This window comes from Micromonospora fulviviridis (assembly GCF_014648395.1).
Lineage (GTDB): Bacteria > Actinomycetota > Actinomycetes > Mycobacteriales > Micromonosporaceae > Micromonospora > Micromonospora fulviviridis.
The window spans coordinates 120,637-134,664 of the sequence record NZ_BMRA01000006.1 but is presented as its reverse complement, the minus strand read 5'-3'; the positions used below and the strand labels follow the sequence as shown (position 1 = coordinate 134,664).

13 protein-coding genes are annotated in these 14,028 nt (G+C 68.6%); 3 read left to right on the top strand and 10 right to left on the bottom strand.

The window, feature by feature from the left end; all coding sequences use genetic code 11:
* Window positions 1-211 precede the first annotated feature (211 nt).
* From IEY96_RS17505 to IEY96_RS17495, 3 genes are all read right to left on the bottom strand, one after another.
* Entirely contained in the window at window positions 212-1,393 is a 1,182-nt protein-coding gene (locus IEY96_RS17505) for an NAD(P)/FAD-dependent oxidoreductase (protein WP_189195871.1), read from the bottom strand.
* A 50-nt stretch (window positions 1,394-1,443) separates the two neighbouring features.
* Window positions 1,444-2,304 carry an RNA polymerase sigma factor SigJ gene (gene sigJ / locus IEY96_RS17500; protein WP_229791647.1) on the bottom strand — a complete coding sequence of 287 codons (861 nt, stop codon included), beginning with the start codon at window positions 2,302-2,304 and terminating at the stop codon, window positions 1,444-1,446.
* A gap of 92 nt (window positions 2,305-2,396) precedes the next feature.
* Entirely contained in the window at window positions 2,397-3,182 is a 786-nt protein-coding gene (locus IEY96_RS17495; RefSeq protein WP_229791646.1) for an endonuclease/exonuclease/phosphatase family protein, read from the bottom strand.
* A gap of 113 nt (window positions 3,183-3,295) precedes the next feature.
* On the opposite strand from IEY96_RS17495, the gene IEY96_RS17490 reads away from it, so the two are divergent.
* On the top strand, window positions 3,296-3,970 hold the full coding sequence (locus IEY96_RS17490; protein ID WP_189195869.1) for a hypothetical protein: 675 nt from the start codon (window positions 3,296-3,298) through the stop codon (window positions 3,968-3,970).
* 464 nt (window positions 3,971-4,434) lie between these two features.
* Window positions 4,435-4,995, top strand: a complete 561-nt coding sequence (locus IEY96_RS17485; protein WP_229791645.1) for a hypothetical protein — start codon at window positions 4,435-4,437, stop codon at window positions 4,993-4,995.
* A gap of 44 nt (window positions 4,996-5,039) precedes the next feature.
* Here the strand turns inward: IEY96_RS17485 and IEY96_RS17480 are convergent, their stop codons facing one another.
* From IEY96_RS17480 to IEY96_RS17465, 4 genes are all read right to left on the bottom strand, one after another.
* The gene (locus IEY96_RS17480; protein WP_189195868.1) at window positions 5,040-5,351 is read right to left on the bottom strand and encodes an NIPSNAP family protein; all 312 of its coding nucleotides are present in this window, start codon (window positions 5,349-5,351) and stop codon (window positions 5,040-5,042) included.
* 337 nt (window positions 5,352-5,688) lie between these two features.
* Complete coding sequence (locus IEY96_RS17475; protein ID WP_229791644.1) at window positions 5,689-7,665, bottom strand: potassium transporter Kup; 1,977 nt, start codon at window positions 7,663-7,665, stop codon at window positions 5,689-5,691.
* Between the two features lie 471 nt (window positions 7,666-8,136).
* Entirely contained in the window at window positions 8,137-8,577 is a 441-nt protein-coding gene (locus tag IEY96_RS17470) for a hypothetical protein (RefSeq protein ID WP_189195867.1), read from the bottom strand.
* A gap of 92 nt (window positions 8,578-8,669) precedes the next feature.
* Window positions 8,670-10,631, bottom strand: coding sequence for an APC family permease (locus IEY96_RS17465; RefSeq protein WP_189195866.1), 1,962 nt, complete (start codon window positions 10,629-10,631; stop codon window positions 8,670-8,672).
* Between the two features lie 435 nt (window positions 10,632-11,066).
* On the opposite strand from IEY96_RS17465, the gene IEY96_RS17460 reads away from it, so the two are divergent.
* Window positions 11,067-11,441 (top strand): hypothetical protein, encoded by a 375-nt coding sequence (locus tag IEY96_RS17460; RefSeq protein ID WP_229791643.1) that lies wholly within the window; start codon window positions 11,067-11,069, stop codon window positions 11,439-11,441.
* Window positions 11,442-11,583: 142 nt separating this feature from the next.
* Here IEY96_RS17460 and IEY96_RS17455 read toward each other — a convergent pair whose 3' ends face one another.
* Genes IEY96_RS17455 through IEY96_RS17445 form a run of 3 tightly spaced genes read right to left on the bottom strand, consistent with a single transcriptional unit; the run spans window position 11,584 to window position 13,961 of the window.
* Complete coding sequence (locus tag IEY96_RS17455) at window positions 11,584-12,363, bottom strand: MerR family transcriptional regulator (protein ID WP_189195864.1); 780 nt, start codon at window positions 12,361-12,363, stop codon at window positions 11,584-11,586.
* Window positions 12,364-12,408: 45 nt separating this feature from the next.
* Window positions 12,409-13,170: an ABC transporter permease gene (locus IEY96_RS17450; protein WP_189195863.1), complete on the bottom strand. Its 762-nt coding sequence runs from the start codon at window positions 13,168-13,170 to the stop codon at window positions 12,409-12,411.
* The gene (locus IEY96_RS17445) at window positions 13,167-13,961 is read right to left on the bottom strand and encodes an ABC transporter ATP-binding protein (RefSeq protein WP_229791642.1); all 795 of its coding nucleotides are present in this window, start codon (window positions 13,959-13,961) and stop codon (window positions 13,167-13,169) included. The genes IEY96_RS17450 and IEY96_RS17445 overlap by 4 nt, the downstream gene beginning before the upstream one ends.
* Window positions 13,962-14,028: the final 67 nt, after the last annotated feature.

Below are 14,028 nucleotides of genomic sequence, written 5' to 3'. Positions count from 1 at the left end.
GTGGGTGCCGACACCTGAGAAGAACCAGCCCGGCCGCTCGTGACATGGCGGCAGGACCGTTCATGAGCAATACCCGCCGCTGGGGTAAACGGCCCAGCACCCGTGACTGGCACGGCAGGACAACGGCGGCCGGCGGCGGCGCCTGACCCCATCAGGCGGCCACTGTCCCGCTGGGTCAGCCGGCGAACGACGCGGGACCGGAACGTCCCCGCTAGACCGGCTTGTTGCGCTTGCCGCCGGTGGTGGCAAGCATCCGCGACGAGATAGTCAGCCGCTTCGCCAGCCCGTAGGTCTTGATCGGGCTGCTGCTGACCGTCTCCTTGTAGAAGATGGCTGCCCGGCCGGTGATGTACCAGCGCCGGGGGCTGTCGTCGCCGTGGGTGAACTGGATTACCGCGTCCTTGCGTCCGAGGCTCACCGGCTGGTGGAGGTAGCCGAAGCGGAACGGCTTGAGCTGCTTGCCCCGCAACTGCCGAGCGATGTTCTCGGCGGCGTGCGCCGCCGACGGAATGCCGCTCTGGCAGGTGCCGTGGATGACGCCGTAAGCCTGGCGGATGGCGGCCGCGTCACCGATCGCGTAGATCTCCGGGTGCGACACCGACCGCAGCATGGCATCGGTAAGGATGCGCCCGTGCTCGTCGGTGAGAATGTCGGCCTCGGTGGCCAGCGTGGCCACGCGCACGCCGGTGGTCCACAGGCAGCCGTCGCCGGCGACGAACTCGCCGCCTTCCAGCTCGACCCCGCTCGGAAGCACCTTGGTCACGCTGACGCCCTGCCGGACGGTCACGCCCAGCCGATCCAAGGCCGCCGTCAGGTATGCGCGAGCCTTGGCACCCATCATCGCGGCCGGCTCGCCCCGGCTCAGCAGGGTGACCCGGACGTTCGGGTGGGACTCGACGATCTCGGTCGCGGCCTCGATCCCGGTCAAGCCGGCTCCGCAGACAAGGAACTCGCTGTTACCCCGGCGCGCGAGGTGCGCGGCCATGTCCTGTGCGCTCTGCGGGCTGTTGAGGGTGAAGGCGTGCTCGGTGACCCCGGGGACACCGCCGGTGTCGGTGGTGCTGCCGACCGCATAGACCAGTGTGTCGTAGCCGAGGAAGACCTGACCGTCATCCACCGTGGACACCGTGATGGTGTGCGCACTGGTGTCGATCCCGGTCGCCCAGCCCTGCACGAAGTCGATGCCGGTACCGGCCACCAGGTCCGGGATGCGATGTTCGGCGAGCTGTTGGCCGGTGGCGATCTGGTGCATCCGCAGCCGCTCGGTGAACCTCTCCCACGGGTTGACGAGGGTCACCTGGACCCGGCCCTTGGCTCGTTTCGCCGTACCGAGGGCCGCCAGCATGCCGGTGTAGCCGGCGCCGATAACAACTACCTGCTTGATGTCAGTCATGCCCCACGGACGACGCAGCCGCCTGAAACCGTGAGGCGCTATGACCGCCGTCACAAGCCGGCGACGGCGGTGAGCTTCTCCGGGTTGCTGATCAGGTGAATCTCCCGCGCACGCCCATCGACAAGATGCAGCACGATGACCGCCACCGGGGTTTCAGCGGAGTAGATGACGACGCCGGGCCCGCCGTTGACCTCGGCCATCACCACGCGCGGCTCCTGTGGCATGCGACCGCCGAACGTGACCAGTGCCCGCGCCACCAGATCGATTCCCTCGATCGCCTTGCGCGGCGCCGGCGCCAGGCCGCCACCGTCGCACACCAACCTCACGTCCGGCGCCAGCACCTCCATCAGCGAAACAAGATCACCACCGGTGCTCGCCGACATGAACGACTCCGTCACCTTGCGCCGGGTCGCCTGATCGGTGTCATAGCGGCGCCGCCTGCGGCTGACGTGCTCTCGCGCGCGCAACGCCGTCTGACGTACCGATTCCGGGCTGCGCTCGACCATAGTGGCGATCTCGCTGTGGGAGTAGCCGAACGCCTCGTGCAACACGAAGACAGCCCGCTCCAAGGCGGACAACGACTCGAGAACCAACAGCATCGCCAACGACACCGACTCCGAGCGGGCGACGTCGTCGGCGACATCCGGCGCGGTCAGAATGGGCTCGGGCAGCCATGGGCCGACATAGGTCTCGCGCCGGGACGCGGCACTGCGCAGGCGATCGATCGCCAGACGGGTGGTCACCCGGACCAGATAACCCTCCGCGTTCTCCACCTGCTCGACGTCGACAGCACTCCACCGCAGCCACGCGTCCTGGACCACGTCCTCAGCGTCGCTCCAGCGGCCGAGCACCCGATATGCGACGGCGTTGAGAAGAGCGCGGTGCTCGTTGAAGATCGTGTCGTGCGGCACCAGCCGAGCCTAGCCTGCCCTCGGCCACACCCACATGCTCACAGTAAGTGCCCATGACGTCGCGTACTGGCGAGCCGGCGTGGTTCTCCGATTCAAATGTCGAGGATCAGCGCCCGATGGTCCGACACCTCAGGTTCTGCCAGAATCTCGAACCGCTCGACGGCGGCAAGGTCGGAGACGAGCAGGTAGCTGGCGTGCCTGACCGATTTGCGGTAGCGAGATGTGCGGGTGTCGGCGACGCCGACCAGGTCGGTGAGACCGAGGTCGGCCAGCACGCTGAACGTTTCACTGTCGGGCAGCACATTGAAGTCGCCGCAAACGACTACCAGATCCTTCGAGCCGCGGATCCGGCGCACGAGATCGGCGAGCCGTTCGGCCTGGCGGCGCCGGGCAGGGGTGTCGGCTTTGCCGAGCGGGTCACGCAGCCCGTGCACCTGCACGACCCATACCGGCCGGTCAGCGACACGATCGACGGTTTGCACCGCGAGGGCAACACGTGGACGGTCGGACACCGCCCACTCGACGTGGTCGGCGAAGTGACCGTGAACAAAGGCGGAGTCGACGCCGACGACCGGCAGATCTTCACCGATCAAGGTCGCCACGCCGAAGTCCTGCCGGTGGCTGCGGCCAGCTTCGTCGTACACCGGGCCGGAGTCGCTCGTCACGAAGAATGCCTGATGCTGTGGCAGGACACCGCGTACGTCATCCAGGAGAGTGGCCCGCTGTGGCAGGCTTCGCTCTCCGTCGGAGAACCGGGTCCAGCCGGCCAGGCCGGGAGTTCGCGTTACCTCCTGTAGGCAAACGACGTCCGCTTCGCTGCTTGGCAGCCACGCGAGTAACTCGTCGGCCAGCGCGCCACCCCAGGCATTGACGCTCACAACTCGCACGATCACACTCCACCGATCGTCCCACCAGGCTCGCTCCGACGATCCTCACCGCCGCACGGTGACCTTACGTACCAGACGACCGAGTCAGCAGCCACAGGACCGGGATGGCTGAAACGCTACGTAACAAGCGATCCGCGGCAGATCCGGACGGTACGTCAGGGCTGCGTCCGTCGGCGCGGATCGCCGCCGGCATGAACGGCGAGAATGGCAGCATGTATGCGCGCGACGCCTGGTGGAACGCGCTGAGCCCGCAGCTGCGGGACCGGATCGACGGGCTGCTGTGCGCACGTCGGCTGATCGCGGCTGTCGTCCTCCTGCGTCGGGAAGGCGGACTGCAGCCTACGCCCGGTCTTTACCAGGCCCAGGATCTGCTGATCGAGCGTCGCGCCGAACTGGACGGGCGGGGTCTCGTCGAGCCGGAGCCAACGCCCGCGACGACCGCGCAGCTGATCGAGAAGGCGGCCGCCATCACTGCACCGGTCGTCGCCGTCGAAGCACTGTGGGACGGTGACACGCAGGGCTGGTGCGTCGACCTGGTCGCGATCGTGCGGCGGCCGGGCCGGCACCATGACCGCTTCGACGAGGTGCCGTTGACGGTGCTGCGGCAAGGCGGTGACATCCGCCTGTTCAACGGCCATGTGCCGCCCTGGCCGGAGGCGCGGCAGGCGACCGAGCAGGGGCAGGCTGTCGCCCAGCATGTCGGTGTGCCGTTCCACTTCACCAGCCCGGAAGCGCCGGATGTCGAGCTTCAACGCTGGTGGGATGCGCAGCCCACCTAAACTGGTGAAGCGCCCGTGACCATCGGCAGCGTTCCGTCGCGCCGGCGCCACCAGGCGCGCTCATCTCCGCGCGCCGCGGGTCGCCCGGCCCATCATTCAACGTGACGCACCATCGGCGGCAGATCCTGCACCTGACCTTGGTCGGCGCGCGTCGACCGGCAGGGGTTGCCCGCCCGATACTCTGCGGTTGTGATCCGACCTCGACCTCATGACACACGCCGCTCGCATCGGACTCCCCGCTCGGCGGCATGAGCGCGCGGACGAAAGCGGCGCGCCGGTGGAGTCGGTCCACCACGGCGGTCCCTCGAACAGAGACAATCACGACGACAACGATCAGAAGGCTACTGTCACCGGGTTCGTCATGTGGCCAGCGTGGGTGCGGGTCCGGCGGCGCGGCTATGGCAACTGACGGTAGTGCAAGTCATGGTGGACGGGCCGAATCCAACCACGGCGAGGGGACGTCGGTGAGACTGCTGGAGACCATGATGACGCAGGTGCCGGCGCTGACCGGCGTGGTGGTCGGCACTGTCGGCACGATCATTGCCACGACAGTGGCCGAACGGGCCCGTTGGCGGCGCGGTCAAATGGTGCGCTGGGACGAGCGACGGCTGGACGCCTACGCCGATTTCACGCGCGCCGTGAAGGAGATCCACCTGCTGGCGCTGGGAATGCTCAGCGCCCACCGGCCCGGTGCCCGCACCCCGGCACTTGACCGCGAGGAGGGGTTAGCGCGGTTGGCTGAGGCGGATGTGCGGCACACCCTGACCTGGGAGTCGGTTCTACTGCTCGGTGACGAGTTCACCGTAGGTGCGGCCTCCGCTTGGCGTCACGCCGTACGAGCGCTGGAGCAGGCGGCGCGTTCCTTGCCGGACCCGCCCGACGATCTGACGGACCTGGTTCGGCGGGCCGACGAGACTCGTGACGGCTTCTACCGGGCCGCGCGAGGCAGCCTCGGTGTCCGCGGCGGCCTCGTCGACCAGGTGCGACGGCCAGCCGACATTCGGGCGACGGCAACTCGCCTCTGACGTAGGTCCACGGCAGGACAACTTCGCGACAGAAGAGTGCGCCTTCAATCAGTCGGCAGGAGCGGGCGCATGAACGTTCGCTCGTACCGCACGACACAACCCGAGTCGTCGCGGATGCTGTCAGCCGCGACGAACTCCGGGTCATTTCCGAACCGTGCGCGGTAACGCTCGTAGGCTGCCAGGCTCTCGAAGCTGAACAGCGCCTCGGCCTGATCGCTGGCTCCCTCGGCGGGTAGGAAGTAGCCGTGGTGCACACCACCGTGCTTGGCCACTAGCCGCATCCACGCGCGGGCGAAGCGTTCAAACGCCTCGATCTGCGCGGGGTCGATGGTGTAGTGCACGACGCAGGTGATCATGACGCCACCATACGGGCCGGTGCTCGCACATCTCGGCACGACCGCGCCGTCAGCGGCATGAGCGTGAGACTGCGCAAAACCGCCGAGCACTCCGTGTGGACGCGGTTACGGGGCATCGGTTCGCTGATCTATCGCGGAGGTCCTGAGACCCGACATGGCTCGGCTGGGACAGCCGCTGACCAGAGCCACCTGCCATACTTCCGGCCGTGAAACTGGCCGTTCGTCATTGGTTCGCTGTAGCACTTTCGGCTGTTGCAGCGGTGGCAGTCGGTGCACGCTCCTCGCGAATATGAAGTGGCCCCTATCAGACGGACACCGCGCTATCACAGCGGACACCTCAGACGGGGATTTCGGCGCTGAGGACGATGGTGCACTCCTCGGGCAGGTGCAGGAACTCGGCTTGACTGGCGGCGTTGTGGGCGAGGCCGATGAACAGACGTTTGCGCCAGGCGGCCATACCGGGGCGACGAGTGCGGCGCAGTGTGATCCTCGAGACGAAGTAGGAGACCTCGTCGAGGGCGAACCCTTCGGCGAGGGGGTGGGTGGCGGCGCGGCGCAGGACCTCGGGAAAGTCGGTGGGGTCCTGGAAGCCGAAGACCGCGCTGATGTGGATGATGCCGTCGTTCGGATCGCCGAGATCGTCGATGGTCAGTCGCCGATCCCAGGGAATGTGCGGGACGTTCGCGGTACGACCGGTCATGATCACGATCCGCTCGTGCCGAACGTGGTTGTGCGCCACATTCGCTCGTAACGCCAGGGGCGTCGTCTCCTTGTTCGGATGGGGAAAAACTGCGGTGCCCGGCACCCACGGGATGTTCGAGGTGTGCAGGGTGTCGATGAAGTCCCGCAGTGGGCCTTCAAGTTCGGTCCGTCGGGGGGTGACCAGCTCCGATCCGCGCCGCCACGTCAGCAGCACCGTGAACACGATGATCGCGATGAGCAGCGTGAGCCAACCGCCGTGGCTGACCTTGGCCAGGTTCGCGGTGAAGAAGACCAGCTCGATGCTGCCGAAGGCGATCCCGAACAGCGTGACCTGCCAGGTGGGCCAGTGCCATAGCGCCCGCGCGACGACCAGGAACAGGGTCGTGGTGATCAGGAAGGTACCGGTGACCGCCACTCCGTAAGCGGCGGCGAGGTTTGTGGATGAGCCGAAGGTGAACACCACCAGCAAGACTGCCGCGAACAGGCTCCAGTTCACTCCGGGCAGGTAGATCTGCCCGTACTCGCGACGGGAGGTCTGTCGGATGCGCAGGTGCGGCAGGAAGCCCAGCCGCATGGCCTCCCGGGACACCGAGAAGGCCCCCGAGATCACCGCTTGAGACGCGATCACGGTGGCCACGGTGGCCAGGACGACCATCGGCAGCCGCGCCCAGCCCGGCAGCAGCAGGAAGAACGGATCAGCCCGACTGTCCGGTGCCCGCAGGATCAACGCGCCCTGCCCGAGGTAGTTGAGCGTCAACGCGGGAAACACGATCGCGAACCAGGCCCGGCGGATCGGGGCACGGCCGAAATGCCCCATGTCGGCGTAGAGGGCTTCGGCGCCGGTGATCGCCAGCACCACGGCGCCCATCGCGATGAACGCGATGACCGGGTGAGCCACGACGAACAATACCGCGTACGTCGGCGACAACCCGACCAGAACGCCTGGGTGACGCCACACCTCGGCCGCGCCGACAACGCCGATACAGACAAACCAGAGCACCATGGTCGGCCCGAACACGGCCCCGACCCTTCCGGTGCCCCATCGCTGAACGACAAACAGCACAACGAGGATTACCGCCGACACCGGCAGGACCACCACCGCCCAACCCGGGGAGATGACTTCGAGCCCTTCCACCGCCGACAGGACGGAAATCGCCGGAGTGATCACACTGTCGCCGTAGAACAGAGCGGCACCGAGCGCCCCCAGCGCCAACACGGCACCGGCACGCCTTCCGCTGTCCATCAGCAGCGCCCTTCGGGCGAGGGCTGCCAGGGCCATCACCCCACCCTCGCCCTCGTTGTCGGCGCGCAGGACGTAAATGACGTATTTGATCGACACGATCAGGGTGATCGACCAGAAGACCAACGAGATCACGCCGAACACGTCGGGCTCGTCCGGCACCAGGTTGCGGTCGAGGGTGAAGACCGTCTTCAGCGCGTACAGCGGGCTCGTGCCGATGTCGCCGTACACCACACCCAACGCGCCCAGCAGCAACCCCAGCCCCGCCGACCCCCGACCCGTCAGCGAGGTCTGAGACGCGGTCCCACCGTTTTCCTCCCGCTCGTTGCCGCCTACGAGTGGAGACTGCTCGTTGTTCGCGTGCTCCGCCACCCCACAGGCATACCAACCCGTACGCCGCTCGTAGCCCGGACCGCCGAACTTCGGTCACGCAGCTCTACCGGACAGTGCGCGAAGCCGGTGTGCAAGGGTGTGGTGCCGCTGCGGCCTGGTGCGGGCCCGCCGCCGCGCAGCGCGAACGGGTCCTCCAGCTGGTGGGACCGACTCGACCGCTCATGGCGTGCAACCGGGCCGCGGCCAGCTCGATGGCCAGTGCGAGCCCCGCCAGGTCGGAAGAGCTCCGGCACCTGGCCGGGCGGGAGTCGCCACGCCGGCGCGTGGGCAGGCTGGTCAGCCAGCGCCCGGTCCGACACGAGGTGTGGGGCCTGGATTGCCACAACAAGACCGGCCAGCTACGCCCGTACATGGCCCAGCTGTGCCGCAAGCTCGAGGATGATCCGGCCGGCAACTGTCCACCGAGCCGGACCGCTACCCTCCGTGATGGCCTCCCTCAACGGGGAGCGGTCAGTTCGATGCCGTCGCCGGCAGGTCCACCACCAGCAGCCGGTCGTCCGGGCCGACCGGCACGCCGTGCCGTCGGGCGTACGCCTCGGCCGCCGGGCCGAAGGCGGGGTCGCCCGGCGGGACCACCTGGCCGGCGCCGGTGCGGCACCGGCCGCCCCGGCACACCTGCACCTCGGCGGGCCGGCGGAAGTGCCGCCACCAGCGCTTGTCCGAGGCGTCGCCGACGAGGACGACGTACCGTCCATTCGTCGTGGCGTAGAGCACCGGCAGGCTGACCAGCCGGCCGTCGGCGGCGCGGTAGCGCACCTCGCACAGTTGCCCGTCGAGCAGGCCGTGCAGGCGCCGGGAACGCAGGGCCGCCAGGATCAGCCGGTTGACCACTGCCGGCGGCCGGTGGGTGTGCCTGTGCCGTCGGGCGGGCCAGGCGTCGCTGTCTGCCATGAGCTACCTCCTGGTCGGTGCACCTCTGATGGTGGCCTGAGGTGGGGCCCGCGCACAGGGCCGTCCGGCCCGTCGGGCGCGTACGCGCCGGTTCAGCCGGTGTGCACGTGGGGCCGCCGAGTCGGGTCGGGTTCCTGCCGGCGCAGGATCTCCCGGGTGACGGGGGCGATCTCGCCCTGCCCGAAGATCAGGTAGCGCAGGAAGTTCCCCGCCGGGTTGCCTTCGGTCCACTCGAAGTAGATGTGCGGGCGGCGGTGGGTGAGGTCGCGGATGTGCAGCAACAGCGCGGCGAGCGCGTTCGGCACTGACGAACTGGCCAGCCGCAGCACCCGGTACCTGCCATGCACGATCGCTCCGCTGACGTGCAGCTCGGTCTCGAAGTCCGACGGGTCGGTGACGGTCACCTCAACGAAGATGACGTCGCTGTCGGCGGGAAAATCGTTGTCCTTGACGATCTGCGCGAGTTTGTCGCGGTACTCAGCCGGGTTCCCCGTGCTCGACTCGTGGGCGATGAGCCGGATCCGCCGCCGGGCGCAGTCGGTGACGAACTGCCGGGCCGTGGTGTCCAGTTCGACCGTCTCGACCCGGAGCTCGAAGGCCCGGAACAGCCGGGAGAGCAGCGACACCGCGATGATGCCGGCGATGAACGCGGCGGCGATCTTCACACCGTCGGGCCGCTCCACCACATTCGCGATCGTGGTGTAAACGAAGATCACCGTGATGGTCCCGAACGCGACGGTACGACCGTGCTGGCGTCGGTGCCGGGCGGAGAGCGTCACCGCGGTCGCCGCCGACGTGATCAGCACGAGCACGCCGGTGGCGTACGCGCCGCCCTGCGCATCGACGCTTGCCTCGAACAGCACCGTGATCAGGAACGCCACGGCGGTGAACACCAGCACCAGTGGTCGCACCGCGCGGGCCCACGTGGGCGCCATGCCGTAGCGGGGCAGATAGCGCGGGACCAGGTTGAGCAGGCCGGCCATCGCCGAGGCGCCGGCGAACCAGAGGATCGCGATGGTGGACAGGTCGTAGACGGTGCCGAACACCTCGCCGAGGTGCTGGTGCGCCAGGTAGGCAAGGGCCCGGCCGTTCGCCGGCCCGCCCGGCGTGAAGGCGTCGGGCGGGATGAGCACGGTGGTGACGAGGCTGCTGGTGATCAGGAAGATGCTCATGATCACGGCGGCGGTGGTGAGCAGCCGCCGTGCGCCCCGGATCCGCCCGGTCGGCTTCTCCTCGGTGTCGCCCGGGTCGCCCTTGACGTGCGGCATGACCGCGACGCCGGTCTCGAAGCCAGATAGGCCGAGCGCGAGCTTGGGGAAGACGAGCAGCGCGATGCCGATCATCAGCAGCGGGTCGCCGTGCTGCGCGGTCAGTGCGGTGGTCCAGTCGCCGACCATGGCGGGATGGGTGAGTACCCGCCAGAGCGCGTCGGCCACCACCACGGCGTTGAGCGTCAGGTAGACCCCTACCAGCCCGACGGCGATGCCGATCGCCTCGGTGAACCCCTTGAGGAACACCGCGCCGAGCAGCGCCACCAGCAGCAGCGTGATGATCACCGGATGGCCGCGCAGGCTGTCGGGCCAGAACGGGTTCTCGTCGATATGCGCGGTGGCGTCGGCCGCGGACAGGGTGATGGTGATGATGAAGTCGGTGGCGGCGAAGCCGAGCAGGACCAGCACGAACAGCTTGCCCTGCCAGTAGGTCAGCAGGCGCACCAGCATCGCGATGGAGCCTTCGCCGTGCGGGCTGTCGTGCGCCACCCGCCGGTAGACCGGCAGCGCCCCGAGCAGGGTAACCAGGACCAGCACCAGGGTCGCGATGGGGGACAGCACGCCGGCGGCCAGCGCCGCGATGCCGGGCTGGTAGCCGAGGGTGGAGAAGTAGTCCACGCCGGTGAGGCACATGACCTTCCACCAGGCGTGGTGGCGCTGCTTCGGTGGACGGGCGTACGGGCCCTGCGCCTGGGCCGGGCGGGCGGCTGTGTCGGCCAGCAACCAGTCCCGCAGTTGGCGTTTCTCTCGGCCCCGTATCCGGTCGCGGGCGCTGACGCTCATCGTGCCTCCCCAGCTCTCGGGTCACCGGGAGAGTGGGCAGGCCCAGCACGTGCCTGCTGGCCGGGAGAGACCCAGGTGTTGCCGCACGGTTACCGGACCATCGCCCGGTCGACCACGACGTTCCGTCGCCCATGATCGGGCCGGCAGGGCGGAACGGCGGCCGCCGCTACGCGGATTTAACGCGGAGGGCCGACTTTTTCACGCCTTTCTGACGCCGACGCCCTTGACCCGCCGCGAGGCCGAGACGCGTACGGTCGCGCCCGTCAAGGTCGTGTGAAGATTCGCCGGGGCGGCGTGAATTCGCTGTAGCGACGCCCGCCGTCGAGTGCCCAGCACGCGAGCATGGGTGGCATGACATCGTGGCGGATGAGCCAGCGGGATCGGTGGCTGGTGGGGGTGGGCGGCGAGGGACCGTCGGTGCCTGACGCGGGTCGGGTGGTCAACACCGGACCGGCCGGGCATCTCCCGTTCGAGGTGCCGGAGCGGATGCATGAGGCCCTCGTCTGCGTGCGGCTGACCTCTGCCACGCCGGGCAGCCACCTGCTGGACTTCCTGCGATCGGAGCCGTGCGCGGTGGGTGCCTGGTGGATCGCGGCGGACGTTGACGCGATCGTGAGGATGGCCTCGACGAGCCGGACGGTGCTCCACCGGGCGGTGGCCGACCTCCGGCGGCGTGGTGGGGCGGAGGTGGTGGCCGTGCACGTCATCCTTCGAGCCTTCGACCTGTCGGCCAGTGCCGCGGTGCCGGGATCCGGTTTGACGGGGGATGCCCCGGCATGGCCACAGGTCGGCGCGGTGGCGGACGCGTGACGGCCCGACGGATGCCTGGCTGACCCCTTGTTCTGTCGGGCCGGCGTCAGGGGCGCAGGTCGGGGCTGAGGCGCGACTTCTGCTGCCCGGCGAACGTGGCCATCCGAGCCTGCCGCAGGCGTGAGTGGTCGACGTCCGCACGTCAGTCGGGGGGGTCGGTCAGCCGCTCCAGCCGGGTCCAGCGGGCCCAGCCGCGCTGGCGCATCAGGTCCCGCAGCCGCCGCGCCCGCGGGTCGTACTCGACGGCGAGCGCGTCCAGCAGGTCGAACGGTAGGTCGTCGTGCGTCTCGTCGCCGGGGTCGGGGTCGCCGGCGGCGAATGCCTGCTCGGCCAGGGCGGCCATGATGTCGGCGACCTCCTCCAGGCGTGGGTCGTCCGCGGCGTCGCTGTCGAGGATCTCCGAGATGAGGCGGTAGAGCCGGACGACCTGTGGGTTGTCAAGTTCGGCGAGTTTCGCGGGCATCCACTCGCGGATGCGATCCGGCCAGCGCGCCGCGATCAGGATCCACCCGTCCCGTTCTCCCTCCACCATCCGCGGCGACGCCCCGATCTGGCGAAGCCGGTCGAGATAGCAGGTCACCTCCACCGGGAGCACCAGACTGTCCCCGGCGGTGAGTTGCGCGATCTGCTTGCGGCTGGTCTCGAGCCGTCCGATCTCGTCGCGCAGGTGACCGTCGATCCTTTCGATTGCCTCGGCGAAGGTCGAGTCGTCGGCGCCGAGCAGCCGACCGATCTCGGACAGCGGCACACCGGCGTTGGCGAGGGTGCGGATCTTGATGAGGGACACGACTGCCGTCGCGCCGTAGCGCCGGTAGCCCGAGGCATCCCGTTCCGGCTCGGGCAGTAGTCCGATCTGGTGGTAGTGCCGCACCGCTCGCACGGTGACGCCGGCGTACGCCGCCAGTTGGCCGATGGTCAGCATGCGGTGGATCCTGCCCTCATCTCACCCGGTCCGGTCGACCCCGGCTCAGGAGATCTTCCGACGGTAGGTGATGGTGGCGAAGAGGTAGGCGACGACGAGGATGCCGACGCACCAGGCCAGGGCGGTCCAGATGTCGGTGCCGACCGGTTGCTGGTCGAACAGGGCTCGAATCCCGTTGACGATGGCGGTCACCGGCTGGTGCTCGGCGAAGGCCCGCACCGGCCCGGGCATGGTGTCGGTGGGTACGAAGGCCGAGCTGATGAACGGCAGGAAGATGAGCGGGTAGGAGAACGCGCTCGCGCCGTCCACCGACTTCGCGGTGAGGCCGGGGATCACGGCGAGCCAGGTCAGCGCCAGGGTGAACAGGATCAGGATGCCGGCGACCGCGAGCCATCCCGGGACGCCGGCTCCCGTGCGGAAGCCCATGAGAAGGGCGACGCCGACGACGACCACGAGCGAGATGAGGTTGGCGACCAGCGAGGTCAGGACGTGCGCCCACAACACGGAGGGCCGGGCGATCGGCATGGACTGGAACCGTTCGAAGATGCCGCGCTGCAGGTCCAGGAAGAGCCGGTAGGCGGTGTAGGAGATGCCCGAGGCGATGGTGATGAGCAGGATGCCGGGTAGCAGATAGTTCACGTACGAGTCGGACCCGGTCTCGATCGCGCCGCCGAAGACGTAGACGAACAGCAGCATGAAGGCGATCGGCATGATCGCGGTCGTGATGATGGTGTCCGGGCTGCGGGCGATGTGGCGCAGCGAACGGCCCAGGAGGACGGCGGTGTCGCCGAGGAAGTGCTTGTTCATCGCTGTTCCTTCTCGGTTCGGGCGCCGACGACGGTGAGGAAGACGTCCTCGAGGGTCGGCTGCTTCTCGACGTACTCGACCTGGGCGGGTGGCAGGAGTTGCTTGAGCTCGGCGAGGGTGCCGTCGACGATGATCCGGCCCTCGTGGAGGACGGCGATCCGGTCGGCGAGCTGTTCCGCCTCGTCGAGGTACTGGGTGGTGAGCAGCACGGTGGTGCCGCTCTGGGCGAGTTCCCGCACGGCCTGCCACACCTCGATGCGCGCCTGCGGGTCGAGACCGGTCGTCGGCTCGTCGAGGAAGATGACCGGCGGGTTTCCGATCAGGCTCATCGCGATGTCCAGGCGGCGGCGCATCCCACCGGAGTACGTCGCCACCCTCCGGGCGCCCGCCTCGGTCAGCGAGAAGCGCCTCAACAGGTCGTCCGCGATTACGCCCGGGTCCTTGAGGTGCCTCAGCCTGGCGACCAGGATGAGGTTCTCCCGCCCGGTGAGGATCTCGTCGACCGCCGCGAACTGCCCGGTCAGACTGATGGACTCGCGTACGTCGGCGGCCCGTGTCGCGACGTCGAAGGCGTTGACCCGGGCAGTGCCCGCGTCGGCCTTGAGCAGCGTGGACAGGATCCGCACCACCGTGGTCTTCCCGGCCCCGTTCGAGCCGAGCAGAGCGAAGATACTCCCCCGCGCCACGTCGAAATTCACGCCGCGCAGCACCTTCAGATCCTTGAACGACTTCTCCAGGCCCCGCACGTGGATGGCCGGCTCGTGGGCCGGATGTGTTGCCGGAATGCTCATGGCAGCCAGCATGGAGGGTTGACGCAGCGTCAGGGTCAAGCCCGCGCCGCAGATTCGATTCGGCCTC

What these genes read in the sequence shown, in the direction of transcription:
- IEY96_RS17445 (WP_229791642.1), bottom strand. Translation starts at nt 13,961, where the DNA reads ATGAGCATTCCGGCAACACATCCGGCCCACGAGCCGGCCATCCACGTG.
- IEY96_RS17450 (WP_189195863.1), bottom strand. Translation starts at nt 13,170, where the DNA reads ATGAACAAGCACTTCCTCGGCGACACCGCCGTCCTCCTGGGCCGTTCG.
- IEY96_RS17505 (WP_189195871.1), bottom strand. Translation starts at nt 1,393, where the DNA reads ATGACTGACATCAAGCAGGTAGTTGTTATCGGCGCCGGCTACACCGGC.
- IEY96_RS17455 (WP_189195864.1), bottom strand. Translation starts at nt 12,363, where the DNA reads ATGCTGACCATCGGCCAACTGGCGGCGTACGCCGGCGTCACCGTGCGA.
- IEY96_RS17465 (WP_189195866.1), bottom strand. Translation starts at nt 10,631, where the DNA reads ATGAGCGTCAGCGCCCGCGACCGGATACGGGGCCGAGAGAAACGCCAA.
- IEY96_RS17480 (WP_189195868.1), bottom strand. Translation starts at nt 5,351, where the DNA reads ATGATCACCTGCGTCGTGCACTACACCATCGACCCCGCGCAGATCGAG.
- IEY96_RS17490 (WP_189195869.1), top strand. Translation starts at nt 3,296, where the DNA reads ATGGCTGAAACGCTACGTAACAAGCGATCCGCGGCAGATCCGGACGGT.
- IEY96_RS17470 (WP_189195867.1), bottom strand. Translation starts at nt 8,577, where the DNA reads ATGGCAGACAGCGACGCCTGGCCCGCCCGACGGCACAGGCACACCCAC.